Genomic DNA, 25,844 nt, shown 5'->3' on the forward strand with positions numbered 1-25,844 from the left:
CATGAAACCTGGGGTGGCCGTGCTCGCCGTGTTGTCCGTGCTGGCCGCCGGTTGCGGGGCCGGACCCTCACCGAACCCGACGACGACGGCGGCGCCACCGAGCCAGAACGCCGACACGCCGCCGCCGCTGGTACCGGCGATGCCGCTGCCCGAGGGCGCGGTCGAGGGTGCCGTGGCCAAGCTCGACGGGCTCGCCGAGGAGCTGATGACATCGTCGGGCATTCCCGGGATGGCCGTGGCCGTGGTGCACGGAGGAAAGACCGTGTACGCCAAGGGGTTCGGCAAGAAGGATCTGAGCAGACCCGACGGCGCCGACAACGCCGTCGGGCCCGACACCGTGTTCCAGCTCGCCTCGGTGTCGAAATCGTTGTCGGCCACGGTGGTTGCGCACGAGGTCGGCGCGAAGACGGTCGACTGGAACACCCCGATCGTGTCGAAGCTGCCGTGGTTCGCACTCGCCGATCCTGCTGTCACGCCGATGGTCTCGATCGGGGACATGATGTCGCACCGCTCCGGGCTGCCCGATCACGCCGGCGACCTGCTCGAGGATCTCGGCTACGACCGCAGGCAGGTCCTGGAGAAGTTGCGCGACTATCCGCTCGACCCGTTCCGGATCTCCTACGCCTACACGAACTTCGGATTCACCACCGGCGCCGAGGCAACGGCCGCCGCGGCGACCAAACCGTGGGAGGATCTCGCGTCCGACGTGCTGTTCCGTCCGCTGGGTATGACGACGGCCAGCTTCCGCTTCGCGGATTACGCGCGCCGCCCCGACCGCGCGATCGGCCACATCCGCATCGACAACACCTACCGGCCGCAGTTCGTTCGCGACGCCGACGCCCAGGCGCCCGCCGGCGGGGCCAGCGCCTCGGTGACGGACATGACGCACTGGCTGGCGATGGTGCTCGGCAACGGGACCTATGAGGGCCGGCAGGTGATCGACCCGGCGGCGCTGCTGCCCGCGCTGACTCCGCAGTCGGTGTCCAGCCCGGCCTCGGAGCCGGCGATGCGAACCGGGTTCTACGGGTTCGGCTTCAACGTCGGCACGACGTCGGCGGCGCGCACCGAACTCAGCCACTCGGGTGCCTTCGAGTTGGGCGCCGGGACGAACATCCTGATCCTGCCGTCGGCCGACGTGGCGATCGTCGCGCTCACCAACGCCACCCCGACCGGCATACCGGAGACGCTGACCGCGGAGTTCGCCGATCTGGTGCAGTTCGGTGAGATCCGGCAGGACTGGCGCAGCCTGTACGCGAAGGCGTTCGAGCAGATCGACGCTCCGACCGGGTCTCTCTCCGGTAAGCAGCCACCCGCTGACCCCGCGCCGCCGGCGCCGCTGGCCGGATACCTCGGCACCTACCGCAACGACTTCTGGGGCCCGGCCACCGTCACCGAGGTCAACGGCACGCTGAGACTGCGAATCGGGGCGAATCTGGATGTGCCGCTGCGGCATTGGGACGGCAACACGTTCGCCTACGACTTCATCACCGAGAATGCGCCGCCTGGGACGGTGGCTGCGGCGACGTTCGACGGCCCGCGTCTGACGCTCGACTACTACAACGCCGAGGGCAAGGGAGTGTTCACCCGGTGACCGCTGCGGGCCTGTCCGACGCCGACGTCGACCAGCGCATCGCCGAGGGCAAGACCAACGACGTCCCGACCCGTGCCGCGCGCAGCGTGTCGGAGATCGTGCGCGGCAACGTGTTCACCCGTATCAACGCCATTCTCGGTGTGCTGCTGATCATCGTGCTGTCCACGGGGTCGGTGATCAACGGGGCCTTCGGTCTGCTCATCATCGCCAACAGCGGGATCGGCATCATCCAGGAACTGCGCGCCAAGCGCACCCTGGACAAGCTCGCGATCGTCGGCCAGGCAAAACCCATGGTGCGCAGGCTTTCCGGTACTGCGGCGCGTCAGCCCAGTGAGGTGGTGCTGGACGATCTGATCGAGCTCGGACCCGGTGACCAGATCATCGTCGACGGTGACGTCGTCGAGGCGGCGAACCTGGAGATCGACGAATCGCTGTTGACCGGCGAAGCCGATGCGATCGCCAAACACCCGGGTGATCACGTGATGTCGGGCAGCTTCGTGGTGGCGGGCAGCGGCGTCTATCGCGCCACCAAGGTCGGCCGGGAGGCGTACGCCGCCAAGCTCGCCGAGGAGGCCAGCAAGTTCACGCTGGTGAAATCCGAACTGCGCAGCGGCATCAACAAGATTCTGCAGTTCATCACCTACCTGCTGGTGCCCGCCGGGGCGCTGATCATCTACACCCAGCTGTTCACCACCGATGCGGGCTGGCAGGAATCCGTGCTGCGCATGGTCGGCGCGCTGGTGCCGATGGTGCCCGAGGGCCTGGTGTTGATGACCTCGATCGCGTTCGCTGTCGGAGTGGTGCGGTTGGGCCGGCGCCAGTGTCTGGTCAACGAGTTGCCCGCCATCGAAGGTCTGGCGCGGGTCGACGTGGTGTGCGCGGACAAGACCGGCACGCTCACCGAGAACGGGATGCGGGTCAGCGAGGTCGAGCCACTGGACGGCACCGCGGCCGTCACCGAGGTGCTGGCCCAGCTCGCCGCCGACGACGACAGGCCCAACGCCAGCATGGCCGCCATCGCCGAGGCGTACCGGATGCCGCCGGGCTGGACGGCCACCGCCACCGCACCGTTCAAATCGGCCACGAAGTGGAGCGGCGCGTCCTACGGCGAGCACGGCAACTGGGTGATCGGCGCTCCGGATGTGCTGCTCGACCCGTCGTCGTCGGCCGCGGCGCAGGCCGAGCAGATCGGTGCGCAGGGCTTGCGCGTTTTGCTCTTGGGGTCCAGTGATCTGCCGGTCGACGATCCGCAGGCGCCGGGCTCGGTGACCCCGGCCGCGCTGGTCGTGCTGGAGCAGCGGGTGCGCCGCGACGCGCGCGACACCCTCGACTACTTTGCCTCTCAACGGGTCTCGGTCAAGGTCATCTCGGGAGACAACGCGGTGTCGGTGGGTGCGGTGGCTGCCTCCCTCGGTCTGGCGGGCGAGACGATGGACGCGCGCCGCCTGCCAGCCGAACCGGACCGTCTGGCCGACACGCTGGAGGAGTGCACGACGTTCGGCCGGGTGCGCCCCGACCAGAAGCGCGCCATGGTGCACGCCCTGCAGTCACGCGGACACAACGTCGCGATGACGGGCGACGGCGTCAACGACGTGCTGGCACTCAAGGACGCCGACATCGGCGTCGCGATGGGGTCGGGAAGTTCGGCGTCCCGTGCGGTGGCCCAGATCGTGTTGCTGGACAACAAGTTCGCGACCTTGCCCTTCGTGGTGGGGGAGGGCAGGCGGGTGATCGGCAATATCGAGCGGGTCTCCAACCTGTTCCTGACCAAGACCGTCTATTCGGTGTTGCTCGCGGTGCTCGTCGGGCTCGCAGGTCTGTCGGCCAAGGTCTTCGGCACCGATCCACTGCTGTTCCCGTTCCAGCCGATCCACGTCACGATCGCCGCCTGGTTCACGATCGGGGTGCCGGCGTTCATCCTGTCGTTGGCGCCCAATGCCGAGCGAGCGCACCCGGGCTTCGTGCGCCGCGTGATGACCGCGGCGCTGCCGTCGGGGCTGGTGGTCGGGGTCGCGACGTTCGTGTCCTACCTGTTGGCCTACCAGGGCAGGGCCGCCAGCGCGGTCGAGCAGACGCAGGCCTCGACAGCGGCGCTGATCACCCTGCTGGTGTCGGCGCTGTGGGTGCTGGCTGTGATCGCCCGGCCCTACGAGTGGTGGCGCGTCGCGTTGGTCGCCGTGTCCGCGCTGGCCTACGTGCTGATCTTCAGTCTTCCGCTGGCCTGGAAGGTGTTCCTGCTCGATCCGACGAACTTGGCGACCAGCTCGACGGCGCTGGTGATCGGGCTGGTCGGGGCGGCCGCCGTGGAGGTGATCTGGTGGGTGCAGGGCAGGGTCCTGGGCGAAACCCGCAGGCTGTGGCGCTCGCCAGAACGGTAAAGTCGGGCGCATGGGATTTCTGGACAAGGCGAAAGATCTTCTCTCCAAGAACGCCGACAAAGTGGACACCGTGATCGACAAGGCCGGTGACCTCGTCGACAAGAAGACGCAGGGCAAGTACGCGTCCACGGTCGACAAGGTGCAGGAGGCCGCCAGGAAGGCCGTGAACGATCAGACCGGCCAGCCGGGCCAGCCCGGCCAAACCGGTCAGACCGGTCAGCCGGGTCAGACCGGCACCCCCGCCAAGCCGCCGGTTCCGCCGCAGCAGGAGCCGCCGACGGCGCCCCCGGTGTCGTAACCCGCCGATGGCCAAGCTCTCGGTTGCCGTCGACGTGCCCCTACCGCCCGAAAAGGCTTGGGAGAGCGCGTCGGATCTGTCCCGCTACAAGGACTGGTTGTCCATTCACCGGGTGTGGCGCTCGCCGCTGCCCGACACCATCGACAAGGGCACGACGCTCGATTCCATCGTCGAGGTCAAGGGCATGCTCAACCGCATCAAGTGGACTGTCGTGCACTTCAAGCCGCCGGAGGCGATGACGCTCAACGGCGTCGGGCGCGGTGGGGTCAAGGTGAAGTTGATGGGCAAGGTCACACCTTCCTCCGATACCCCTGACGGCTCCAACGTGAAATTCGACGTGCACCTGGGCGGCCCCGCGCTGTTCGGTCCGATCGGCATGGTCGTCGCGAGTGCGCTGCAGAGCGACATCCAGGAGTCACTGAACCGCTTCAAGGCCGTGTTCGCCCCGTCCTGATTTCTTCCGGCGAGCAGACGCGAACTCGTGCGGAAACACATCAGAAAGCCTGAGTTCGCGTCTGCTCGCGGAGAAAACTAGAGCGCCTCGGGGATCGGGGTGTCGCCGGTGATCAGCTCGAACGTGCGACCTGTGGTCCGGGGATCGTCGAGGACCGCGACGATGACCGCCGCGACATCAGCCCGGGAGATCTTCCCGCGCCCTGTCTTCTCGGCGACGGTCACCCGGCCGGTGGGCTCGTCGTCGGTGAGTTGACCGGGACGCACGATAATCGTCGAAAGACCTGTGCGAGAACGGATCTCGTCGTCAGCGGCGCCTTTGGCCCGCAGGTAGGCGACGAAGACCTCGTCGGCGGCGTCGTCGGGAGTGTCCACGTCGGCGCCCATCGCAGAGATCATCACGTAGCGCTGCACGCCCGCCTCTTCGGCAGCGTCGGCCAACAGAATCGCGGCATCCCGGTCGACTGTCTGCTTGCGGGCCGCGCCACTCCCCGGACCCGCGCCGGCGGCGAACACCACCGCGTCCGACCCGGTCAGGTGAGCGGCGAGTTCGTCGGCGGTGGCACTCTCGAGGTCGATCACGACCGCTCGCGCGCCGGCAGCCTCCACATCGGCTGCGTGGTCGGGGTTGCGGATCAGCGCCACGGCCGCATCCCCGCGTGCGGCGAGCAGCCGTTCGGTGATCAGTGCGATCTTGCCGTGACCACCTGCGATGACAACCTGCATCGTCGATTCCTCCTCGGTCGGGGACACTGGTGCCGTGTCTACCACCGTGCCCCGGCTGGTTTCGGCCGAAACAGTCGGGCCAATACTGGCGCCCGTGCATCGCAGCGCCGCCCGATTCCTGACCGCACTGGCCACCGTGCTGGGCACCGTCGCCTTGGCCGTACCTGCCGCTGCCCAACCGGGGCCGGCCACCGGGTTGCTCCAGGTCGGTGGACTGCAGCGCACCTACTCGGTCCACGTACCGCCCGGTGCCGTCACCGGCCTGGTCATCAACCTGCACGGCGCGGGGCAGACCGGCCGTGACCAGGAGGTGGGGACCAGCTACGACGCCGTCGCAGACCGCTATGGGTTCGTCGTCGCCTACCCCGACGGGGTCGACATGAGCTGGGCCGACGGTCGCGGCGGGTCCGTCCCCGAGCGGCAGGGTGTCGACGACGTGGGTTTCCTGTCCGCGCTGATCACGCAGCTCACCGGCGAGTACGGGGTCAACCCGGGCCGGGTGTTCGTCACGGGCATGTCGGCCGGCGGCTTCATGGCGCAGCGGCTGGCCTGCGACCGCGCCGACCTGGTCGCGGCCGTGGTGTCGGTGTCCGGGACGCTCGGCGCGACGGTTCCGTGCGCGCCGTCACGCCCGGTGTCCGTACTCGCCGTGCACGGCGACGCCGATCCGGTGGTCCCGTTCGGTGGCGGTCCGATGGTCGGGCGGGGTGGGCCGAGCGTGATCGTGTCGGCGCCCGAACTGGTGAACCGCTGGCGCGCCATCGATCAGTGCCCGCCGCCGGTGGATTCGCCGGGCCGCTCGTCGGCGACGGGCTGCGCCGACGGCACCGCGGTCGAGTTCGTGATCATCGGCGGCGGCGGGCACGTCTGGCCGACCGGATTCGGGTTCGACGCCAGTCAGGCCGGCGCAGATTTCTTCGCCGCCCACGGACGCTGAGTTCAGGCGCTGACACGGCGCAAGCTGGGCCGCCGGCACCTCCTCGATCGACGGCACGCGGTGAAGGCGGTCGGACACCTCTCCGATTTAAGGAGGCTGTACGAAACATGTCGGAAACATGATCGCCTTGTCGCTGAAACGAGGGGTCGACATTCTCGTTCGGGACCGCCCGAAGGAGTGCGAACGTGAATCAGATCGACCCCGCAGCGACCGCCTGGTTGTTGGCCAGCACCGCCCTGGTGCTTCTCATGACGCCGGGCCTGGCGATCTTCTACGGCGGGATGGTCCGCACCACCGGCGTGCTCAACATGATCATGATGAGCTTCATCGCGATCCCGTTGGTCACGGTGACGTGGTTGCTCGCCGGGTACAGCCTCGCGTTCTCGGACAGCCGCGCCGGCGGAGTGATAGGGAGTCTGTCGCATCTCGGGCTGGGCGGAATCACCCCGTACACCGTGCACGGGCAGGTTCCCGAACTCCTCTTCGTGACGTTCCAGCTCACCTTCGCGATCATCACCGCCGCTCTGGTCAGTGGCGCGATCGCCGACCGGGCCAAGTTCGCGGCGTGGGTGGTCTTCGTCCCGGTATGGGTCATCGTGGTGTATTCGGTTGTCGCCCACTGGGTGTGGGCGCCCGGCGGGTGGATGATGCGCTGGGGTGTCCTGGACTACGCGGGTGGTCTGGTCGTCGAGATCGTCTCGGGCGCATCGGCGTTGGCGTTGGCGCTGGTGCTGGGACCACGCATCGGGTTCAAGAAGGAGGCGATGCGGCCGCACAATCTGCCGTTCGTCCTTCTCGGCGTCGGCCTGCTGTGGTTCGGCTGGTTCGGGTTCAACGCCGGGTCGGCGCTGGCTGCGAACGGTACCGCGGCGGCGATCTTCCTGAACACCTTGGTGGCCGGCTGCCTGGGCATGCTCGGGTGGCTCACGGTCGAACAACTTCGCGACGGCAAGCCCACGACGTTCGGTGCGGCGTCCGGCGTGGTCGCAGGCCTGGTGGCGATCACGCCGTCGTGCGGAACGGTCACCACGTTCGGTGCCGCGGTGGTGGGTGTGGCCGCCGGTGTCGTCTGCGCCTTCGCCATCGGTCTGAAGTTCCGGTTCGGCTACGACGATTCCCTCGATGTGGTCGGGGTGCACTTCGTCGGTGGTGTGGTCGGCGTTCTGCTCATCGGTCTTCTCGCCTCGGAGACGATGACGGGCGGGGCAAGCGGTCTGTTCTACGGTGGCGGCTTCGGCCAGCTCGGCAAGCAGGCGGTGGCGGTCGTGGTGGTCGCCGGTTACGCGTTCGCGGCATCGTTCGCGCTCGCCAAGGTGATCGACAAGGTCATCGGCTTCCGCATCAGCGCCGAGGACGAGGTGTCGGGTGTCGACTTCTCGCAGCACGCCGAAACCGCCTATGCCGAAGGTGTTCACGGGCACGCGAACGTGCACGGAGCACCGCCACGCACAGGCCTGTTCGGCACCGCCGGTCCGACGGCGACTCGGCCGAGTGCCTCCGGAGAGCACGCGCCGCAGCCAGACTGACGTGCCCGTGCTGTGAAGATAGGCACACGAACTATTCGACGGTGCGGTAAGTTACAGTGGCTAAGAACTTGTTCCGAAGGTCAGTCACAGCGTTGCGTAACCAGTTTCTCTCACGCATCCCGGGCTGGTCGCCGGGATGTCCACGGGTAGCTCTTGGGTAGGTCGTGAATAGGTAGTCGTAGGTCGTAGTCGTCGACGCCGACAGGAACGGTGCTGAATTGACCGATCTGGCAACGTCTGTGAGTGTGCAGACCAGCCGCGCCATGTTGCGCCACATGCTGGTCGCGCGAGGCGTGGACGCAGAGGCGGTCCGTCTGCAGAACCAGGGCCGGGTCGATCTGTGGCTGTCGTGCCGTGGTCAGGAAGCAGCGCAGGTGGCGTCGGCGATGGCCATCGGTGAGGCCACCACCATCTTCCCGAGCTATCGCGAACATGCCGTGGCCATCGTGCGTGGTATCGACGGCGTCGGACTGGTGGCGCAGTGGGCGGGCCGCACCTATTGCGGGTGGAATCCGCGCCGGCACCGGTTCTTTCCGTACACGTTGGTGGTTGCCGCACAGACGCTGCATGCGGTCGGTTACGCGATCGCCCGTCGGCTGCAGAGCCTCCCCGAGACGGTGGTGGTCTATCTCGGTGACGGGGCAACCAGCGAAGGGGACGTGTCAGAAGCGATGAATCTCGCGGCGGTCGAATCGGTCCCGGTGCTGTTCGTCGTGCAGAACAACGGGTGGGCGATCTCCAAACCGAGCCACGAACAGATGCGCACCAGTATCGCCGAGCGGGCCCGCGGCTTCGGTATCACCTCGTGGTCCGTCCGTACCGAGGATCCCGAACTGGCCTATCTGCAGTGCGTCAGCGCGCGCGAGCACGTGGAGACCACGGGCACCCCCGGGTTGATCGAATTGCACACCACGAGAACGGCGGGACACAGCAGTTCCGATGCGCACACGCTCTACCGCGACGAGCAGGAGTTGGCTGCCGCGGCAGCCAACGATCCGGTACAGCGCTACCGAGACCGGCTGCACTGCGCCGGGGTCGTGGACGACGCATGGCTCGCCGAGGTCGACCGCGACATCGAGGCGCACAGCCGCGCGATGGTGGAGGTATTCGGTCGATGACCACCGCGCGGCCCAGCTGCCTGGCCGAATCGCTCAACGGCGCGCTGTCCGATCTGATGGACCGCGACAGCTCGATCGTGTTGATCGGACAGGACATCGGACGCCTGGGCGGGGTCTTCCGGGTCACCCGGGGCTTGCAGAGCCGCTTCGGAGCCGGCCGGGTGCGCGACGCCGTGCTGGCCGAATCCTCGATTGTCGGCCAGGCCATCGGGATGTCGATGGCGGGCCTCAAACCGATCTGCGAGATCCAATTCGACGGCTTCGTCTACCTGGCGATGAACCAGATCGTCACGCAGGCAGCCAGAATGACGACTCGCTGGAACGGTGAGCTCGACCTGCATCTGGTGGTGCGGGTTCCCGTCGGCGGCGGCATCCGCGCGGTCGAGCACCACAGTGAATCTCCCGAAGCGCTGTTCGCCCACACGCCGGGCTTGCACGTCGCCTACCCGTCATCGCCGGAGGATGCGGCCGCGATGCTCGACTATGCGTGTCACCTCGGCTCACCCGTGATCTTCTTCGAGCCCAAACGTCTGTACTGGCATCGCCGGCGCCAAGCCAGGGCGGATTCGCAGCCACGTTCGGCGCTCGGAGCCCGCGTGATCCGGCCCGGATCGGCCATCACGGTGGCAGGCTGGGGAGCCGTGCTCGAAGAGGTTCTGGCCGCAGCCGAAGATCTGGCCGGTTCCGTCGACGTCGAAGTGGTGGACCTGCGTTGGATCGCGCCGATGGACGTCGACACCGTCTTGGCGTCGGTGTCCCGCACCGGTCGGTTGCTGATCGTGCACGAGGCAGTCGAATTCTGTGGTGTCGGTGCGGAATTGGCGGCGACGGTGAGCGAGCGGGCCTGGCACGACCTCACGGCCCCGGTACGCCGGTTGGCGCCACCGCGCCACATCTACCCGCCCGCGGACTTCGAGGCAGGCCACCTGGTGGATCAGCCCGCCATCGTCCGCGCGATCGAGGAGATGTTCCGGTGACCGGGGATTCGACGGTGGACATCCACGTACCCGACTTCGGTCACGGGCTGACCGATGCCCTGGTGGTGGAATGGCTGGTCTCCGTCGGTGACGTCGTCGAGCGCGGCGACGTGGTGGCGGTGCTCGAGACGGACAAGAGCAGTGTCGATCTCATGGCCGAAAAGCCGGGCACGGTGGTCGAAATAGTGGTGGATGCCAGGTCGATCACCACGTCAGGATCAGTGTTGTACAAACTCGACGAGCGACGGTGAAAGGTCGAAGACGTTGTCATCCATCGAAGAACGAATGAACACCATCATGCTCAAGATCGTCCAGCGTCGATCGCCCGACGCCGGCGTCGACGATTTCACCACGGCGATCTGGGATCTCGACCTGGATTCGCTCGATGTCGCCGAGCTCACCGAGCTCTTGGAAAAGGAGTTCAGCGTCGAAGCCGACCTGGAGCGATTGGATGAGTGTGTCAGCCCCGCCGACATCAAGAATTACTTTCTGGGACTGATCGGCACACCGTGAACGCCGGGATCGTCGACATCGCCACGGCCACAACGGGAGAGCATGTCCCGAACGCTTTCTTCGACTCCATCGGGCTCACCGACGAGTGGATTCGCCGCCGTACCGGCGTGGCTGCGCGGTGGTGGATGGACGACGACGAAGCTCTCGACGATGTTGCCGCGCGCGTCTGCGCACCGCTGGTCGCCCGGCATGAGGGCACTCGCATCGCGGCGCTGCTGGTGGTGAGCAGTTCGGCCGGTGGCGCAGTGCCGGGAATCGCCCAGCGGGTGGCCACCAAGGCCGGATTGCCGCAGGAAATACTGGCTTTCGACATGTCCGCGGCGTGCAGTGGCTTCATCTACGGTCTGATCTCCGGGTTGACCCTGTGCGACGGTGGCGACGGCTCGGCCGTGATCGTGTGCTGCGTCGAGGCGATGTCGCGCATGTTGGACAAGACCGACCGCAACACGGGGCCGCTGTTCGGTGACGGCGCAGGCGCGGTGCTGATCGCCCCCCGGCCGGAGTTCCGCAAGCATCGCTGGCACGCCGGATCCGACGGCGCGGGTGCGGATCTGATGCGCGGTCAGGTCGGTCAGGGGATCACGCTCGACGGCATCCGCGTCTACCATCGCGCCGTCCGCACCATGACCAAGACGGCGAAGATCCTGCAGGACGGCGATGTCGAACCGTCCATCGTCATTGGGCATCAGGCCAATTCGAGGATTTTGCAACGGGTCCGGGACGAAGCCGAGATCGGCGACGCCGTGTTCGTCGACTGCGTCGAAAACTTCGGCAACACCTCGGCGGCATCGATCCCGTTGGCGCTGGGTGAATCACTGCGCCGAGGAAGCATTCCCACCGAGGGCCGGGCCCTGCTGGTCGCCTACGGCGCCGGTGAGGCGTGGGGAGGCGTCATGGTCGATTACGACCTCAGCGACGCCGACCTCAGCGATGCCGACCCTGACCCGGATGAGTGATCGTCCCGACGTCGTTCTCGTGACCGGTGCCTCCCGCGGGGTCGGCGCCGACGTCGCCGTCGGGGTGGCGCGTCCCGGTCGGCACGTCGTGGTGAACTTTCGGGAGAAGGAGCGTCGCGCCTCAGAGGTCGTCGCAGCGGTGCGTGACACCGGTGCCGGCGCGACGGCGGTGCAGGCGGACCTCTGCGACGAGCAGGCAGTGAGTGCGATGTTCGACCAGGTGTCCCTCCTGGGGACGCTGAAGGTGCTGGTGCTCAACGCTTCTGGTGGTCTGGAGCGCCATGCCGACGCCGGTTACGCTCGGCGGCTCAACCGGGACGCGCAGGTGGATGTCGCGCGGCGGGCGCTGGCGATCATGCCGCCCGGTGCAGTGATCGTCTTCGTCACCAGCCATCCCGCGCATTTCTTCGGCCGCCGCCCGGTGCCGATTGCCGGCTACGCCGCGGTGGCGGAAAGCAAACATGCCGGTGAGGTGGCGTTGCGTGAGCTCGGCCCGGAATTCGACGCGAAGGGCCTCACGTTGGTGGTGGTCTCGGGAGATCTGTTGGAAGGATCGGTGGCCTTGAGGCTGCTGCAGCGCGTCGACCCGGACGGGGTGGCAGCCCGGCGCGCAGCGGGTTCCCTGCCGACCGTCGCGGAGTTCGCCGCCGCGATCGTCGCGGCGATCGACGCACCGCCGCCGACCGGCGACACGATCTACGTCGGGTGAGGTTTCGAGCGTGACGCGCGCCGACGGGGCGGCTTCTCCTCACTGGGTGGTTCGGCGGCGCCCCGGTTGGTGAACCGGCCCAGCGTGGACACCCCAGGCATCGTGGAGACCGCGCGGTAGACGTCGTTGCCGGTGGACACCAGCGCTTCGAGTTGGGGGAGCAGCGCATCGAGGGTGCGCAACATCGGGTCGGCCAGCGCCAGATACCGTTCGGTCCGGTCGATCACGGCATTGAGACGCGCCGTGGCGGCCGCCAGATTCTCGATCAGGTCCGGCATCTCGGCGGCCAGCTGGATGGAGGCGGGCGGAATGCGCATCGCGGTGGATGCGACGGTCTGGGCCGCATCGGCGGCCGCCTGTGCCGCCGCCCTGATCTCCTTCGGACTGGGGACTTTCTGAGGGGTCATGCATCAACGATGCCGCATGCCGCCAAAGCCCGTGGGCTTTGGCGGCATGTGTCGGCCCGCTAGAACCAGACTTTTCGCCCGCCGACGGGACGGCCCACAGCACCGAGAATCCACAGCACGACACCGACGACAACCAGGATTGCGCCGATCGTGTACAGGATGGACAGGCTGGTGAAGTAGCCGATCAACAGAAGGATGATGCCGAGCACGATCATGATCAATCCGATCTTCTAAGGACATGGTCACGTCACAATTGCGAAAGAGGAATTACCCGATCCGTCAAAACCAAACCGACCAAACGCTGCGTCCGAAGGCGCCCGCACGCGGGCCCGGTGAGGAACAGTGGTGGCATGCGTGACTATCTCGAGTTCTACATCGACGGTCAGTGGGTCCCGCCGTTGCGGCCCAACACCCTCGACGTCGAGGACCCGTCCACCGAAGAGGTCACCGGCCGCATCGCGCTGGGCTCCTCGGCGGACGTGGACATCGCGGTCCAGGCCGCGCGGCGGGCGTTCGCCTCGTGGTCGCAGACCAGCCGGGATGACCGGCTCGAGGTGTTGTCGGCGATCCTGGCCGGGTACCGCGACCGCAGCAGCGACCTGGCCGACGCGGTGGGCGAGGAGATGGGGGCGCCGCCGGCACTGGCGGCGGGACCTCAGGTCAACCTCGGACTGGGTCACCTGCTCTCGGCCATCGAGACGCTGAAGACGTTCGCGTTCGACGAGCAGCAGGGCAACACTCACGTGGTCCGTGAGCCGATCGGGGTGTGCGGTCTCATCACGCCGTGGAACTGGCCCCTCAACCAGATCGCCTGCAAGGTGTTCCCCGCGCTGGCCACCGGCGCCACGATGGTGCTCAAACCGTCTGAGGTGGCACCGTTCTCGGCACAGATCTTCACTGAAATACTCGCTGCTGCAGGAGTTCCCGCAGGGGTCTACAACCTCGTGTACGGCGATGGTCCAGGGGTGGGGGCGGCGCTGGCCGCGCATCCCGACATCGACATGGTCTCGTTCACGGGGTCGACCCGGGCAGGCGTCGAGGTCGCGAGGAACGCCGCCGCGACCGTCAAGCGGGTGACACAGGAACTCGGTGGCAAGAGCCCCAACATCGTGCTCGACGACGATCGGTTCGCCAGGAGCGTCGCAGCGGGGACGACGGCCATGATGCTCAACAGTGGCCAGAGCTGCAACGCGCCGTCGCGCATGCTCGTGCCTGCGGCGCGAATGGCCGAGGCCGTCGATGCGGCGAGGGAGGCGGCACAGGCTGTGACAGTCGGCGATCTCGCGGACAAGAAGGCCATCGGACCGGTGGCGTCAAAGGCCCAGTACGACAAGGTCCAGGGCCTCATCGCCCGGGGCATCGACGAGGGGGCCACGCTCGTCGCCGGCGGACTCGGCCGGCCCGATGGTCTCGACACCGGGTACTACGTCAAACCGACGGTGTTCGCCGACGTCACCAACGACATGACCATCGCGCGCGAGGAGATCTTCGGGCCCGTGCTGTGCATCCTCGGCTACGACGATCTCGACCACGCCGTGGAGATCGCCAACGACACCGAGTACGGATTGGCAGGGTACGTCTCGGGTGCCGACGCCGACCAGGCACGCGCCGTCGCCACGCGCATCCGCGCCGGCTCGGTGGCAATCAACCACGCCTTCGACATCGCGGCACCCTTCGGCGGGTACAAACGCAGCGGCAACGGCCGCGAGTGGGGCCGCTTCGGCTTCGACGAGTACCTCGAGATCAAGGCCGTGGTGTCGGCGTGACGCGGCAGTAGGAAGCGGGGAAATGTACACCTACAACATCGATTTCGACCGCGTCGAGGCCATCGACATTCACACCCACGTCGAGATCGACGGGCATGGTCACCGGGCCTACGACGACGTCCTGATCGAGGCGACGGCGAAGTACTTCAAGATGCCGCCCGGCATCGTCGCCAGTGTCGACGCCATCGCCGACCAGTACCGCCGGCACAACACCGCCGCGGTCGTGTTCACGATCGACGCTCGGCACGGGATGCGGCACATGCCGAACTCGATCGAGGATCTGGTGCTGGGCGCGGAGCGCAACAACGACGTGCTGATCCCGTTCGGCAGCGTGGACCCCCATCAGGGCCGGCACGCGGTGCACCGGGTGCACGAACTGGTGCGCGACTTCGGGGTCAAGGGCTTCAAGTTCCATCCCAGCATGCAGGCGTTCGAACCCAACGATCGCGCCCACTATCCGATCTATCACGCGATTGCCGAGGCCGGTGTGCCCGCGCTGTTCCACACCGGACAGACGGGAATGGGGTCAGGGCTTCCCGGCGGGTACGGCATCAAGCTGCGCTACAGCGACCCCATGCTGCTCGACGACGTGGCCGCCGACTTCCCGGAGCTGACGATCGTGATGGCCCACCCGGCGGTCCCGTGGGTCGATGCGCAGATCGCGATCGCCACGCACAAACCGAACGTCTACATCGACCTCTCGGGGTGGAGCCCGAAGTACTTCCCACCGCAGTTGGTGCATGCATTGAGCCGACAGCTGCGCACAAAGGCGCTGTTCGGGACCGACTACCCGTATCTGCAGCTCGACCGCTGGCGCCGCGACTTCGACACCCTCGACGTAGACCCAGCGGTGTTGCCGCTGATCTACAAGCAGAACGCGCTGCGCGTCCTCGGGGTCACCTCCTGACCGCGTGCGGTCAGGACTTCTTCAGCGGGTCGTGGCCCCAGTTCATCAGCGAGTAGCGCCATTTGCTGTGCTCGACGTCGGAATCCGGGCCCTGCGCGCTGTGGCGTTTGACGTATCCCACCACCTTGCGCATGTGGGCGTAGTCGTCGTCGCTCAGATCCGCCTTCTTGGTGCGCAAGATCTCGATGATTCGCCGCCCGCTGTGATGTCCGGTCGACTCGCCGCCCGACGACGGCTTCTGCCCGACATCGCGTGATTCGTCGGTGTCCAGCCACTTCTCCAGCTCCGACGCGGTCATGTTCACCGCATCGGAGAAGTCCTCGCGGGTCTGGTCCGGAGAATCGCTCACGACTTCTTGTTCAGCGAGTCGGGCTTGTGCACAGCGTCGTTGCCGCTCTTGTCGCTGACCACCCGGTATTGCGGATCATCTTTGGATGCGCGCACCGTGCGCCCGGCCGCCTCTTTATCCGAGGTGATCTTCTCCTCGACGGTGCCCTTGACCGTGTTGCCGTGACTCTGCCACGTGACCTTGTCGCCCTTGTGTAGTTCGCTCATGCACGGCGAATACCCGGCCGGCAGACGGTCAGACCTGACCGAAGGATTACGGTGAATCAGCTCTTGACGAGCGTGAACTGGCCGAGTTCGCTGACGCCGCGGTTGAAGAAGTCGCTGCACCCGACCAGGTACTTCATGTAGCGCTGGTACACCTCTTCCGAGGTCGCAGCGACTGCCTCGTCGTGATGGGCCTCGAGCTCGTGGGCCCACGTGTCGAGGGTGCGCACGTAATCGGCGTTGAGGAACTGCGTCTGCTCGAGGGTGAAGCCCGCCTGGCCGGACAGCTCGACGATGTTCTCCTCGCCGGGCACCGATCCGCCGGGAAAGATCTCCTTCGCGATGAACCGCATGAACTTCAGGTCGGTCATCGTGATCGGGATGCCCAACTCCGGCCACTTCTTCAGTGGGTGGCCGAGGATGGCCTGCAGGAGCATGCGCCCGCCGTCGGGCAGCACACTGCTGCACATCTTGAAGAACGGCTCGTAACGCTCCTGGGGGAACGCCTCGATCGCCTCGATGCTGATGATCCGGTCGACGGGCTCGTCGAACTGCTCCCAGCCGCGCAGCAGAATCCGGCGGCTGCGGTCGGTGTCGAGCCCGTCGAGCAGTTCCTGCGCGAACTTGCACTGATTGCGGCTCAAGGTCAGCCCGACGACATTGACGTCGTGCTTCTCGACGGCCCGCTGCAGCACCGACCCCCAACCGCAGCCGATGTCGAGCAGTGTCATGCCCGGCTCGAGGTTCAACTTGCCCAGCGCGAGATCGATCTTGGCCATCTGGGCCTCTTCGAGCGTCATGTCCTCGCGCTCGTAGTACGCACAGCTGTAGGTCCGAGACGGATCCTGGAACAGACCGAAGAACTCGTCAGAGAGGTCGTAGTGCGCCTGCACCTCTTCGAAGTGGGGCGTCATGTCCTTGTTCGTGGCGGACCGCCCTGCAGCGCCCTTACCCATTCCCCGACCGACCTCCAATTCATCCGCACCGATGGCGAATCTGCTCAAATTACTACACAGACGTCAAAGCCTGCTTCTCACAGGTGAACTGCGCGACGTCGGTGTAGCCGTCCCGGAACAGATCGGCGCAGCCCTGCAAATACTTGAGGAACCGCTCGTAGATCTCCTCTGAGGTGATCTCGATGGCCTCGTCCTTCTTGTTCTCCAGGTTCGACGCCCAGGTGTCGAGAGTCTTCACATAGTGCGGCTGCAGGTGCTGCTCGCGGGTGATCGTGAAGCCGGCCTTGACCGCGTGGTCGCGCACCATCGACGCCAGCGGCAAGCGGCCACCGGGATAGATGTAATCCATGATGAACTTGATGAACCGCACCTTGGACATGGTCAAGGGCAGTCCCTTGGCCTTGATCTCCTCATCCTCGGGGATGATGATCGTGTGCAGCATCATGACGCCGTCGTCGGGCATCCAGCTGTAGGTCTTCTTGAAGTAGTCGTCGTACTTGTTGAAGCCGAAGTGCTCGAACGCGCCGATTGACACGATCCGGTCGACCTGGCCCTCGAACTCCTCCCAGGGCTGCAGGCGCACCTCCATGCTGCGCTTGCTGGTGGAGTTGGCAAACCAGTGGTTCTCGATGTGTTCCTTCTGGTTCTCCGACAGCGTCAGGCCGATGACGTTGACGTCGTACTTCTCCACGGCACGCATGATCGTCGCGCCCCAGCCGCAGCCGATGTCGAGCAGCGTCATCCCCGGCTGGAGCCCGAGCTTGCCCAGGGACAGGTCGATCTTGGCCATCTGGGCCTGCTCGAGGGTGTAGTCGTCCTTCTCGAAGTATGCGCAGCTGTAGACCTGATTGGGGTCCTGCCACAGCCTGAAGAATTCGTTGGAGATGTCGTAGTGGAACTGGACCTCTTGCTTGTCCGAGCCGCGGGTGTCCGACGCGGACTTCGACAGCCACTTCGACTGGGCTGTGGCCTGCGGCTGATCGGTCTCGGTGTTCGACATTCGTCCATCCTCATCTGAGTTCGACATTCACCTGCGGCACACGGCGCGGGTACGCTGCTGACCCGCCCGGCCACGAGAAACTGGCTCCGCCGCCGACCATACCTTTCCCCACCGCCCATCGACAGGCGGCGTGCGGAGAGTGTGGATCCGAAAACTGTCACATGGTCGCGGAAGCGTCAAGATGGTGGCGTGGACGAACAGACGTTCTACCTGAAGGCGTGCATCAACGGGGTACGTACCCCGGACGAACACTCGGCGTTGCCGGTGACCCCGGATCAGTTGGCAGCCGAAGCGATGGCCGCCCACGTCGCCGGAGCCCGGGCCGTGCACATGCACCCCAAGGACGATCGGGGCGTCGACTCGCTGCTGGCCGCTGACGTGGCGGCAGCCGTGGCGGCCGTGCGGGAAGCCGTCCCGGGACTACCGCTGGGCGTGACGACGGGCTTCTGGGCGTTGCCCGATGCCGGGGAGCGCCGTCGAGCGATCGAAAACTGGTCCGTGTCACCGGATTTCGCGTCAGTGAATTGGCACGAACCCGGATCACCTGAACTCGTCGAGCTGCTGCTGTCCCGCGGCATCGGCGTCGAAGTCGGAATCTTTCACGTCGAGGCGGCCCAGTCGTGGGCGCGCTCGGAGGTGGCTGCGCACTGCTTGCGGGTGATGGTCGAGCTGGGCGCCGACGGCGACGTCGCGACGGCCGATGAGGTGCTGGCGCAGGTCGCCGCGGCGGATTCCCCTGCCCCGGTGCTGCTGCATGGGCTCGACGAGAGTTGCTGGCCGCTGCTGCAGCACGCCGGCGCGCGTGGACTGCAGACGCGGATCGGGATGGAGGACACGCTGCGGCTACCCGACGGCTCGTTGGCCGATGGCAACGCGGCGCTGGTCACGGCCGCGGTCGAGTTGCTCAGTCGGTAGGTGCTCCGAGGGCGAAATCGGCGAAATCGAAGCCGGGGACGACGACGCAGCTGGCAAGGCAGGGGTGGTCGCCGTGCGGGCGGGCGCGCTGCCAGTGGCCCGGTGGCACGACGAACTGCGGATGTTCTCCAGCGAGGATGTCGGTGCCCAGCACATGGGTGGTGGCACTGTCCTGCTCCGCTCCGACGTCGAGGAGCAGCGGACCGCCGGAGTGGTAGAGCCACAATTCGGCACTGCGTACGGTGTGCCACGCCGACTGCTGGCCGGGCATCAGCAAGAACAGGATGGCCGTGCCGGCGCTGCGGCTTCCGTTGTAGTCCGCAGGGAGTGCCGACTCGGGCATCGTGAGCTCACTGCGCCACGTCTCGGTGAACCATCCGCCTTCGGGGTGCGGGGAAAGGTTCAGCCGACGCGCCCATTCGGGGAGATCGCTCATCGGCTCACCCTAGTAGTCTTTGCCCATGTCTCGCGCCCGTCCCGGCTGGCTGGTGGCAGTGTGCGCGCTGGCGGTGGCGGTCGGTGCCTGGTTGCCGTGGCTGCGTTCATCGGCGGGGGGCGGAGGGCGCGCCAACGGGATCGGCGGGGTCGCAGGGGAGATGCCGGTGCCACCGCCCGGATTCGGTGTCGGGCAACTGGTCGTGTTGTTGGCGTCGGCGTTGGTGGTGGCCGGTGCGATGGCGGCGCGGGGAGTCTCGGCGCGGATGGCTTCGACTGCCGCACTGGCGATTTCGGTGATCCTGGTGGTGCTGGCGGTGTGGTTCTACCGGCTGTACGTGTATCCGCCGGTGTCGGCCGCCTATGGCCTCTACGTCGTCGGCGGCGTTGCGGCGGCGTCGGTGCTGCTGTCGATCTGGACGATGCTCGCGGCGTGGAAGCGCTCGGCCGGAATCGTCGGTGCCAGAGGGTGAACGGTTTCGTCCAGCCGGTCGAACTGAACGGCGAGCACGGGGTGTCGCTGGAACCTCTGCGAGACGACCACGTCGCGGAGATCGAGGCGGTCGCCGCCGATGGGGAACTGGGCGGCCTGTGGTTCACCGCGGCGCCGAAAGCGGGGGCTGCCGCGCAGTGGGTGGCGGGCCGGCTGGCCGCGCAGACCCCGCACACCGGGCTCACTTTCGTGGTGCGGGACCGCTCGGGGGCGATCGTCGGCTCGTCGAGCTACATGAACGTCGATCCACCGAACCGGCGCCTGGAGATCGGCCACACCTGGTACGTCGCCTCGGCCCGGCGCACCGGGGTCAACACCGAGACCAAGTTGTTGATGCTCGGCCACGCGTTCGATGAACTAGGTTGTCTGGCAGTCGAATTGCGTACGCACCACCTCAATCGCGACAGTCGTGCCGCGATCGAGAGGCTGGGCGCCAAGCTCGACGGCATCCTGCGCAGCCACCAGTTGTTGCCCGACGGGTCGCGGCGCGACACGGTCGTGTACTCGATACTCGACATCGAATGGCCGGCCGTGCGGTCCAACCTGCGACACCGGTTGGACCGAAGGTAGCTCGAGAGCCGTTGCGCCGTCGCTCGGCTGGAGGGGCAGAGGCTGCAAGAGCAATGTCGCCTGGCGCGAGGCCAGGCGACATGCTCCTGTGGTCAGGTCAGCGTCCGGGGGCCGGAGGAGGCGCGGGCTGTGCGCCGGCCGGCGGGTGGACCGGTACGTTGCCCTCGCTCTGACCGTACTTGGTCAGCACGACAGATCCTCCGGGGACGTTGCAGACGGTTTGCGGCGCACCAGTGGTGTTGACGGTGCGCGCCAGTGCGGTGATCTGCGCAGTGCTCTGGGCGCAGATGGCCGCAGCGGTTTGCGCTGCGTCCTCCGGACTGGCGTGCTCCTGGATCGTGACGGCGTCAACCATCACGTTGACGCTTTCGTCTGCGGGTTGCGCTGCCGCGGTGCCGGCGCCTGTCATCGCCAGAGCGGCCCCGCTCAGCGCGGCCCCGATCACGAACTTCGTTGTTGCGATCATCTGCTTTTCCTCATCTCTTGTGGAGTGGATCAGTCACGGCTGCTCGAAAGTGACGCGGCAGTGCCCGACGCAAGGCGTCGGCGGGAACGTTTCCCGTGCTCCGAAACGCTGGCTACCCGCCTCGGAATGCGCGATTCGCACTGACCGGGATCGGCTAAAACATGTTCGGACAGCGGACAATTCGCGCCAGCGTCAGCGTGCAAGACCGTGGCGCAAACGCGACAGAGCCGCAGTCGACGCCGTTGTGCGCAGAAGGCAAGGCCGGGCGCAGACCACAAATCGCGAAGGGCGCATCTGCGATGTCAACAGGGCACAGGAGGAGGAATTTGCGGTCGCCCCTTCGCGCCCGTGGGATCAGGAAACGGGCGTGGTGAAAGCCCAGTGTGGGTTGAGTACACGTACGCCCAGAGGACGGGGGTCCGCTATGGAACTGGCTCAATTGCAACGCGGCGATCACGAGAATCCTCCTGCGGCGGGCGCCGTCGTCCTCGATACGACTGAGCTTGACGCTGCAGAAAGTTTCGTGAGCGCGAACTACACGAAGACCACGTTCGGCCCGACCTCTGATCGCCCCCCCATACCTGGGCAGGGCGATCACAGTTGGGCACGATGGCGTTCGATCAACTCAGACACAGCTATCGCTGCCGTTTCGAGTGTGACCCGATGGGCGACATCGTGTTGTGCCTGGTGCGGTCGGGCTCCCTTCGCCATGCGCACCCCGGCGGCATGGGGCACGCGTGTCACAGAGGGACGGTGACAGCAATAGGGTGGCAGGCTGAAGTGCCTATCGCTGGCGACATTCATCGCGGGCATTTCGACGTGGTGGCGGTCGACCGGGGGTTGCTCGGTGCCGTGGCCTCGACCGCACCCGGGCTCGGCAGCAGTCCTGAACCTGTGAAGCTTGTCGCGGGTATGCCGGTGTCACCGGTCGCCAACAAGCTGATGGCCGACACGCTCCATTACCTCTTTCATGACGTTGCGCCAAGCTCCGATGCTGCAGCCAGCCCACTGATGGTCGGTTCGGTCGCACGGCACCTCGCCGCGACCATGATCGCCGCCTTCCCCAGTAACGCTCTGCTCGAACCGACCATTGAGGACCGCCACGACTCCACGCCTGCGCTGCTGCGGCGCGCCCTTGCCTACATCGACGACCACGCCCAGACCGATATCACGGTCGCTGACATCGCCAATCACATCTTCGTCACCACCCGCGCCCTGCAGTACATGTTCCGCAGGCACCGCGATTGCACTCCGATCGAATACCTGCGGCGCGTTCGGCTGCACAATGCGCATCTCGATCTCGTCGCCGCCGACCGCGGAGTCACGACAGTCAGTACCGTCGCCCGTCAGTGGGGCTTCTTCCACACCGGTCGCTTCGCGATGTACTACCGCCAGCACTACGGGCGAACTCCACGCCAAACCCTGTGTAGCTGAGGCGATGTCCATACCGCTGCCCATGTCGCGGTGATACTCGACATCGAATGGCCGGCCGTGCGGTCCAACCTGCGATACCGGTTGGACCGCACGGCTGACGTCACGCCTGTGGTGTGGCACCTCGTTCGGCGGGCAGCGGCGGTGTGCTCGGAGCGGGCGCCTGGCCGGCGGGAGCAGGCGCCTGGCCGGCGGGCCCGCCGGAGGGCGGAGGCGGTGGCGGTGCCTGATCGGCAGGCCCACCTGGTCCACCCGGTCCACCGGGCCCACCCGGTCCGGCAGGCCCACCCGGTCCGGCAGGCCCGCCGCGCCCGCCGGGACCGTCGGGACCACCCGGAGGCGGCGGCGGAGCGTCTCGCCCCGGACCACCCGGCCCGCCCGGGCCTGCGGGTCCTCGGTCAGGTCCGCCCGGGCCAGCCGGCCCACCCGGGCCTCCGGGTCCTCGGTCGTGACCACCCGGTCCTCCAGGTCCACCCGGACCGCGCTCAGGCCCTCCGGGGTCACCCGGACCCCAGCCCGGTCCACCCGGGCCAGCGGGTCCTCCCGGACCACCCGGGCCTCCCGGTCCATCCGGGCCCCAGAAGCCCGGACCGGGCGGCGCGGGTTGAGCGACCGACGCGGTGCCGACCGACAGCGACATCATCGGATGCGCGTCGGCCAGTGTGCCGCCGAGGAATCCGATGACCAGACCGGCGGCGGCAGCGCCCACGGCGGCACCGATCGGGTGGCGACGTGCGGGTTCGCGAATCGTCGCCCAGCGGCTCTTCTTCTCGACCACAGGGGCCGGCGGTGCATAGTGCGGTTCGGGGATGCGGTCGGTTTCGGGGGTGTCGTCAAAGTGCTCGTCTGCCCGATCCTCGTGCGGGCGGTCGTCGTCTGAGCGAGCTTCGTTGGCCATGGGACCTCTTTCGTCGGGATAACTCGGACTGATCGCGACGCTAGGGCGTGGTGATGAAGCCAACCTGAAGAGCGGCGGCCGCAGCGGATTCTTCAGACGGGCTTCAGAGAGCACCGGCCAGAATGGACCCATGGGCGCCCCCGCAGACACCGACCGTGCCGCAGCCCGCGTGCTCGTCGTCGAGGATTCCCCGGCCATCCGCGAGATGGTGGTCGATGCGCTCGTCTCGGCCGGATACGCCGCCGACGGCCGCGTCGACGGCAACGACCTGGAGGGGGCACTCGACGGCTACCGCCCTGATTTGGTGATCGTCGACATCATGCTGCCCGGCCGGGACGGGTTCGCACTGGCCGATGTCGTCCGCGAGTGGGGCGACGTGGGACTGATCATGCTGACCGCACGTGACGGTCTCACCGATCGGCTGCGCGGCCTCGACGGCGGCGCCGACGACTACGTCGTCAAACCGTTCGAGGTGCCGGAACTCGTGTCCCGGGTCGGCGCTGTTCTGCGCCGCCGCGGGCGTCTGCCCGCGACCGTGCAGACCGGTGACCTCGTCGTCGACCGCGGCGCCGGGGTCGCGTCGCGCGCCGGCCTCCCGCTCGATCTGACCGCCACCGAATTCCGCCTGCTGGACTTCCTGCTCGATCAACGTGGCCGCATCGTCAGCGCGCACCAGATCCTCAATGCCGTATGGGGTTACGCCTCCTACGACGACAATCTCGTGCACGTCCACATCAGCAGCCTGCGGCGCAAGATGGAGGCGCACGGCCCGCGAATTCTGCACACCGTGCGCGGCATCGGCTACCGGTTGCAGGCCCGATGACCGCCACGCCGTCGCTGCAGCGACGCGTGGTGATCGCCGTCCTGTTGTTCCTCGCAGTTCTCCTCGTCGTGCTCGGCGTCGTCATCGACGTGATGATCGGCGCCCAGGCCCGGCGTGATCTGAACAACCGCCTCCAGGCGGGCGTCACCCGTGTCGACGCACTGGCGCGTACCGGAGTCCCGCCGTGGCAGTGGGTCGGCGAGGTGGACGGCGGGGGTGTCCGCGCCGCGGTCTTCACCGCTGACGGCGAGCGATACGGCGATCCCGGCATCGATCCCGACACCACGGTCGGCGAGGACGTCCCGCCACCCGCACCACCTGGACCCCCCGGCCCGCCCGGACGTGACCGCGGGCCGGGACCGCCGGGCGGTCGCCGTCCGCCCCCGCCGGACGCCACCGCGACGGTGATCGATCACAGACTGCCGGACGGAAGCCGGCTCATTTTGGTGGCCGACACGACCGCCACCTCGGCTCTGCTGCGGCAGTTGCGCATCCTCATGGTGGTCGCGGGCATCGCCGTGTTGCTTCTCACCGCACTCGGCGTGACGCTGATCGCCCGCGCGACGATGCTGCCCCTGACCCGCCTGACCCAGGTCGCCGAGTCCATCGCCGCCGGCGACCGCGGCAGGCGGGTACGGCCGGACCGTCCCAGCACTGAACTCGGCCGTGCCGCAGCGGCATTCGACACCATGGTCGATGCGCTGCAGTACTCGGAGGAGCACGCCCATCGGTCGGCGCAGGCCGCCGCGCAGGCGGAAGCCGCAACCCGCCGTTTCCTCGCAGACGCCGCGCATGAACTCCGCACCCCGATCACCGGAATACACGCTGCCGCAGACCAACTCGTGTCCTCGGCCGTGCAGCACGACGACCCCGAGTCCGCGCGCCAGCGCCATCGGGCCGAGCTGGTCCTCAACGAGGCACGCAGAGCCGGCAGGCTGGTCGCCGACATGCTCGACCTGAGCCGTATCGATGCCGGCTCACCGCTCGATCTGCGGCGGTGTGATCTGGTGACGCTGGCCGACGCCGAGCGCGATCGCAGCGCGGTTCTCGCCCCCGGTCTGCAGATCCGACGCAGCGGGGAGACGGCGCTGCCGATCGTCGCCGATGCCATGCGCATCGCGCAGATCCTCGCCAACGTCGTCGACAACGCCCGCCGGCACACCCCGGCCGGCGGGGTGATCGACATCGACGTGCGCACCGCGGGTGATCGTGCCGTGCTCACCGTCACCGACACCGGTCCCGGCGTGCCGGACGATCAGCGGGAGCGGATCTTCGAGCGATTGGTCCGTCTCGACGAGGCCCGCGATCGTGACCGCGGCGGCGCCGGGCTCGGGCTACCGATCGCCCGAGCCCTGGCGCGGGCGCACGGCGGGGATCTGGTCAATGTCGGGCACCGGCCCGGCGCGAGGTTCGTCCTGACGCTGCCGCGACGGTGAGGCGACTGTGCGGTCCAACCGGACGAATCCGGTTGGACCGCAACTGTTGTCAGTCGGTGCTAGTCGGCGTCGACGGTCGTCGGAGCGATGGACGTCTGCGCGCCGGCGTGCTGGATTTCGACCTTGCGCGGCTTGGCCCTCTCGGCGACCGGGATCGTCACCGTCAGCACGCCGTTTTCGTAGGTGGCCGAGATCGCGCTGGTGTCGATCCCGTCTCCGAGGGAGAGCTGCCGACGGTAGCCGCCGAAGAACCGCTCGTTGGCCAGCCACTGCGCCGATTCGTCGGAGCGTGCCGTGCGATGGGCAGAGATGGTCAGCGTGCCGTTGTCGACGTTCACGTCCACCGACCCGGGATCGACACCGGGCAGGTCAGCGGTCAGCACGTAGTGGTCGTCGATCTTGCAGAGGTCCATCGGCATGAAGCGCGGGACGCGGTTCGATCCGGTCTGGCTGGTCAGCAAGCCCCGGGTCAGGGAATCAAGGTCACTGAACGGATCAAAGCGAAGCACAGCAATCCACCTCCTACATCGTCCAAGAGCCCGCCACCCTGGCGGGCGACCAAATCACTGTGCAGTGCCGAGATTAGCACTCGAAACCGGAGAGTGCC

At 67.2% G+C, this 25,844-nt stretch carries 31 protein-coding genes; 20 read left to right on the top strand and 11 right to left on the bottom strand.

The genetic code is table 11. The features are described from left to right. Position 1: 1 nt before the first annotated feature. Genes PGN37_RS08520 through PGN37_RS08535 form a run of 4 tightly spaced genes read left to right on the top strand, consistent with a single transcriptional unit; the run spans position 2 to position 4,721 of the window. Positions 2–1,591, top strand: coding sequence for a serine hydrolase (locus tag PGN37_RS08520; RefSeq protein ID WP_335330598.1), 1,590 nt, complete (start codon positions 2–4; stop codon positions 1,589–1,591). After that, on the top strand, positions 1,588–3,969 hold the full coding sequence (locus PGN37_RS08525) for an HAD-IC family P-type ATPase (RefSeq protein WP_335330599.1): 2,382 nt from the start codon (positions 1,588–1,590) through the stop codon (positions 3,967–3,969). Before PGN37_RS08520 ends, PGN37_RS08525 begins: the two co-directional genes overlap by 4 nt. Before the next feature lie 10 nt (positions 3,970–3,979). Further along, the gene (locus PGN37_RS08530) at positions 3,980–4,267 is read left to right on the top strand and encodes an antitoxin (RefSeq protein WP_335330600.1); all 288 of its coding nucleotides are present in this window, start codon (positions 3,980–3,982) and stop codon (positions 4,265–4,267) included. Between the two features lie 7 nt (positions 4,268–4,274). Beyond that, positions 4,275–4,721, top strand: coding sequence for a type II toxin-antitoxin system Rv0910 family toxin (locus tag PGN37_RS08535; RefSeq protein ID WP_335330601.1), 447 nt, complete (start codon positions 4,275–4,277; stop codon positions 4,719–4,721). 77 nt (positions 4,722–4,798) lie between these two features. On the opposite strand, the gene PGN37_RS08540 is transcribed toward PGN37_RS08535, so the two are convergent. Beyond that, the gene (locus tag PGN37_RS08540; RefSeq protein ID WP_335330602.1) at positions 4,799–5,446 is read right to left on the bottom strand and encodes an NAD(P)H-binding protein; all 648 of its coding nucleotides are present in this window, start codon (positions 5,444–5,446) and stop codon (positions 4,799–4,801) included. A gap of 94 nt (positions 5,447–5,540) precedes the next feature. Here PGN37_RS08540 and PGN37_RS08545 point away from each other — a divergent pair, with 94 nt between their 5' ends. The 8 genes from PGN37_RS08545 to PGN37_RS08580 all read left to right on the top strand — a co-directional run bounded on the left by PGN37_RS08545 (position 5,541) and on the right by PGN37_RS08580 (position 12,182). After that, positions 5,541–6,383 carry an alpha/beta hydrolase family esterase gene (locus PGN37_RS08545; RefSeq protein WP_335330603.1) on the top strand — a complete coding sequence of 281 codons (843 nt, stop codon included), beginning with the start codon at positions 5,541–5,543 and terminating at the stop codon, positions 6,381–6,383. Positions 6,384–6,568: 185 nt separating this feature from the next. Next, on the top strand, positions 6,569–7,909 hold the full coding sequence (locus PGN37_RS08550) for an ammonium transporter (RefSeq protein ID WP_335330604.1): 1,341 nt from the start codon (positions 6,569–6,571) through the stop codon (positions 7,907–7,909). Positions 7,910–8,184: 275 nt separating this feature from the next. Further along, positions 8,185–9,027 (top strand): thiamine pyrophosphate-dependent dehydrogenase E1 component subunit alpha, encoded by an 843-nt coding sequence (locus PGN37_RS08555; protein ID WP_335330605.1) that lies wholly within the window; start codon positions 8,185–8,187, stop codon positions 9,025–9,027. Next, positions 9,024–10,004, top strand: a complete 981-nt coding sequence (locus tag PGN37_RS08560) for an alpha-ketoacid dehydrogenase subunit beta (protein WP_335330606.1) — start codon at positions 9,024–9,026, stop codon at positions 10,002–10,004. Before PGN37_RS08555 ends, PGN37_RS08560 begins: the two co-directional genes overlap by 4 nt. After that, a complete protein-coding gene (locus PGN37_RS08565; RefSeq protein WP_335330607.1) occupies positions 10,001–10,255 on the top strand; it encodes a biotin/lipoyl-containing protein in 255 nt (84 codons plus the stop codon). The genes PGN37_RS08560 and PGN37_RS08565 overlap by 4 nt, the downstream gene beginning before the upstream one ends. A 34-nt stretch (positions 10,256–10,289) precedes the next feature. After that, complete coding sequence (locus tag PGN37_RS08570) at positions 10,290–10,517, top strand: acyl carrier protein (protein WP_335330608.1); 228 nt, start codon at positions 10,290–10,292, stop codon at positions 10,515–10,517. Next, positions 10,514–11,473, top strand: a complete 960-nt coding sequence (locus tag PGN37_RS08575) for a ketoacyl-ACP synthase III (RefSeq protein WP_335330609.1) — start codon at positions 10,514–10,516, stop codon at positions 11,471–11,473. The genes PGN37_RS08570 and PGN37_RS08575 overlap by 4 nt, the downstream gene beginning before the upstream one ends. Then, positions 11,466–12,182 carry an SDR family oxidoreductase gene (locus PGN37_RS08580; RefSeq protein ID WP_335330610.1) on the top strand — a complete coding sequence of 239 codons (717 nt, stop codon included), beginning with the start codon at positions 11,466–11,468 and terminating at the stop codon, positions 12,180–12,182. Before PGN37_RS08575 ends, PGN37_RS08580 begins: the two co-directional genes overlap by 8 nt. Here PGN37_RS08580 and PGN37_RS08585 read toward each other — a convergent pair. Continuing rightward, complete coding sequence (locus tag PGN37_RS08585; protein ID WP_335330611.1) at positions 12,170–12,589, bottom strand: hypothetical protein; 420 nt, start codon at positions 12,587–12,589, stop codon at positions 12,170–12,172. The genes PGN37_RS08580 and PGN37_RS08585 overlap by 13 nt on opposite strands. A gap of 59 nt (positions 12,590–12,648) precedes the next feature. Further along, a complete protein-coding gene (locus PGN37_RS08590; RefSeq protein ID WP_006241027.1) occupies positions 12,649–12,804 on the bottom strand; it encodes a hypothetical protein in 156 nt (51 codons plus the stop codon). A gap of 135 nt (positions 12,805–12,939) precedes the next feature. Between PGN37_RS08590 and PGN37_RS08595 the strand changes: the two genes are divergently transcribed. Both PGN37_RS08595 and PGN37_RS08600 read left to right on the top strand, forming a co-directional pair. Further along, positions 12,940–14,355 carry an aldehyde dehydrogenase family protein gene (locus tag PGN37_RS08595; protein WP_335330612.1) on the top strand — a complete coding sequence of 472 codons (1,416 nt, stop codon included), beginning with the start codon at positions 12,940–12,942 and terminating at the stop codon, positions 14,353–14,355. Positions 14,356–14,377: 22 nt separating this feature from the next. Then, the gene (locus PGN37_RS08600) at positions 14,378–15,262 is read left to right on the top strand and encodes an amidohydrolase family protein (RefSeq protein ID WP_335330613.1); all 885 of its coding nucleotides are present in this window, start codon (positions 14,378–14,380) and stop codon (positions 15,260–15,262) included. A 10-nt stretch (positions 15,263–15,272) separates the two neighbouring features. Here the strand turns inward: PGN37_RS08600 and PGN37_RS08605 are convergent, their stop codons facing one another. From PGN37_RS08605 to PGN37_RS08620, 4 genes are all read right to left on the bottom strand, one after another. Further along, positions 15,273–15,611 (bottom strand): DUF3140 domain-containing protein, encoded by a 339-nt coding sequence (locus PGN37_RS08605; protein ID WP_335330614.1) that lies wholly within the window; start codon positions 15,609–15,611, stop codon positions 15,273–15,275. Beyond that, positions 15,608–15,817, bottom strand: coding sequence for a DUF2945 domain-containing protein (locus PGN37_RS08610; RefSeq protein WP_335330615.1), 210 nt, complete (start codon positions 15,815–15,817; stop codon positions 15,608–15,610). The genes PGN37_RS08605 and PGN37_RS08610 overlap by 4 nt, the downstream gene beginning before the upstream one ends. A gap of 56 nt (positions 15,818–15,873) precedes the next feature. Continuing rightward, positions 15,874–16,728, bottom strand: coding sequence for a cyclopropane mycolic acid synthase family methyltransferase (locus PGN37_RS08615; protein WP_335330616.1), 855 nt, complete (start codon positions 16,726–16,728; stop codon positions 15,874–15,876). 94 nt (positions 16,729–16,822) lie between these two features. Further along, a complete protein-coding gene (locus tag PGN37_RS08620; protein WP_335330617.1) occupies positions 16,823–17,770 on the bottom strand; it encodes a cyclopropane mycolic acid synthase family methyltransferase in 948 nt (315 codons plus the stop codon). Between the two features lie 189 nt (positions 17,771–17,959). Here PGN37_RS08620 and PGN37_RS08625 point away from each other — a divergent pair, with 189 nt between their 5' ends. After that, positions 17,960–18,685 carry a 3-keto-5-aminohexanoate cleavage protein gene (locus PGN37_RS08625; RefSeq protein ID WP_335330618.1) on the top strand — a complete coding sequence of 242 codons (726 nt, stop codon included), beginning with the start codon at positions 17,960–17,962 and terminating at the stop codon, positions 18,683–18,685. On the opposite strand, the gene PGN37_RS08630 is transcribed toward PGN37_RS08625, so the two are convergent. Next, positions 18,675–19,121 (bottom strand): cupin domain-containing protein, encoded by a 447-nt coding sequence (locus PGN37_RS08630; RefSeq protein ID WP_335330619.1) that lies wholly within the window; start codon positions 19,119–19,121, stop codon positions 18,675–18,677. The genes PGN37_RS08625 and PGN37_RS08630 overlap by 11 nt on opposite strands. Before the next feature lie 25 nt (positions 19,122–19,146). Between PGN37_RS08630 and PGN37_RS08635 the strand changes: the two genes are divergently transcribed. After that, a complete protein-coding gene (locus PGN37_RS08635; RefSeq protein WP_335330620.1) occupies positions 19,147–19,593 on the top strand; it encodes a hypothetical protein in 447 nt (148 codons plus the stop codon). Then, positions 19,590–20,183 (top strand): GNAT family N-acetyltransferase, encoded by a 594-nt coding sequence (locus PGN37_RS08640; protein ID WP_335330621.1) that lies wholly within the window; start codon positions 19,590–19,592, stop codon positions 20,181–20,183. Before PGN37_RS08635 ends, PGN37_RS08640 begins: the two co-directional genes overlap by 4 nt. A 97-nt stretch (positions 20,184–20,280) precedes the next feature. On the opposite strand, the gene PGN37_RS08645 is transcribed toward PGN37_RS08640, so the two are convergent. Next, positions 20,281–20,649, bottom strand: a complete 369-nt coding sequence (locus PGN37_RS08645) for a hypothetical protein (protein ID WP_335330622.1) — start codon at positions 20,647–20,649, stop codon at positions 20,281–20,283. 609 nt (positions 20,650–21,258) lie between these two features. Between PGN37_RS08645 and PGN37_RS08650 the strand changes: the two genes are divergently transcribed. After that, positions 21,259–22,083: a helix-turn-helix transcriptional regulator gene (locus tag PGN37_RS08650; protein WP_335330761.1), complete on the top strand. Its 825-nt coding sequence runs from the start codon at positions 21,259–21,261 to the stop codon at positions 22,081–22,083. Positions 22,084–22,183: 100 nt separating this feature from the next. On the opposite strand, the gene PGN37_RS08655 is transcribed toward PGN37_RS08650, so the two are convergent. Next, positions 22,184–22,978, bottom strand: a complete 795-nt coding sequence (locus PGN37_RS08655) for a hypothetical protein (RefSeq protein ID WP_335330623.1) — start codon at positions 22,976–22,978, stop codon at positions 22,184–22,186. A gap of 130 nt (positions 22,979–23,108) precedes the next feature. Between PGN37_RS08655 and PGN37_RS08660 the strand changes: the two genes are divergently transcribed. Together PGN37_RS08660 and PGN37_RS08665 are read left to right on the top strand one after the other, a co-directional pair. Further along, positions 23,109–23,801, top strand: coding sequence for a response regulator transcription factor (locus PGN37_RS08660; RefSeq protein ID WP_335330624.1), 693 nt, complete (start codon positions 23,109–23,111; stop codon positions 23,799–23,801). Then, positions 23,798–25,237, top strand: a complete 1,440-nt coding sequence (locus PGN37_RS08665) for a sensor histidine kinase (protein WP_335330625.1) — start codon at positions 23,798–23,800, stop codon at positions 25,235–25,237. The genes PGN37_RS08660 and PGN37_RS08665 overlap by 4 nt, the downstream gene beginning before the upstream one ends. Before the next feature lie 59 nt (positions 25,238–25,296). On the opposite strand, the gene PGN37_RS08670 is transcribed toward PGN37_RS08665, so the two are convergent. Next, positions 25,297–25,746 (bottom strand): Hsp20/alpha crystallin family protein, encoded by a 450-nt coding sequence (locus tag PGN37_RS08670; RefSeq protein WP_335330626.1) that lies wholly within the window; start codon positions 25,744–25,746, stop codon positions 25,297–25,299. Positions 25,747–25,844 lie beyond the last annotated feature (98 nt).

Source organism: Mycobacterium kyogaense (assembly GCF_036946525.1).
GTDB classification, from domain to species: domain Bacteria; phylum Actinomycetota; class Actinomycetes; order Mycobacteriales; family Mycobacteriaceae; genus Mycobacterium; species Mycobacterium kyogaense_A.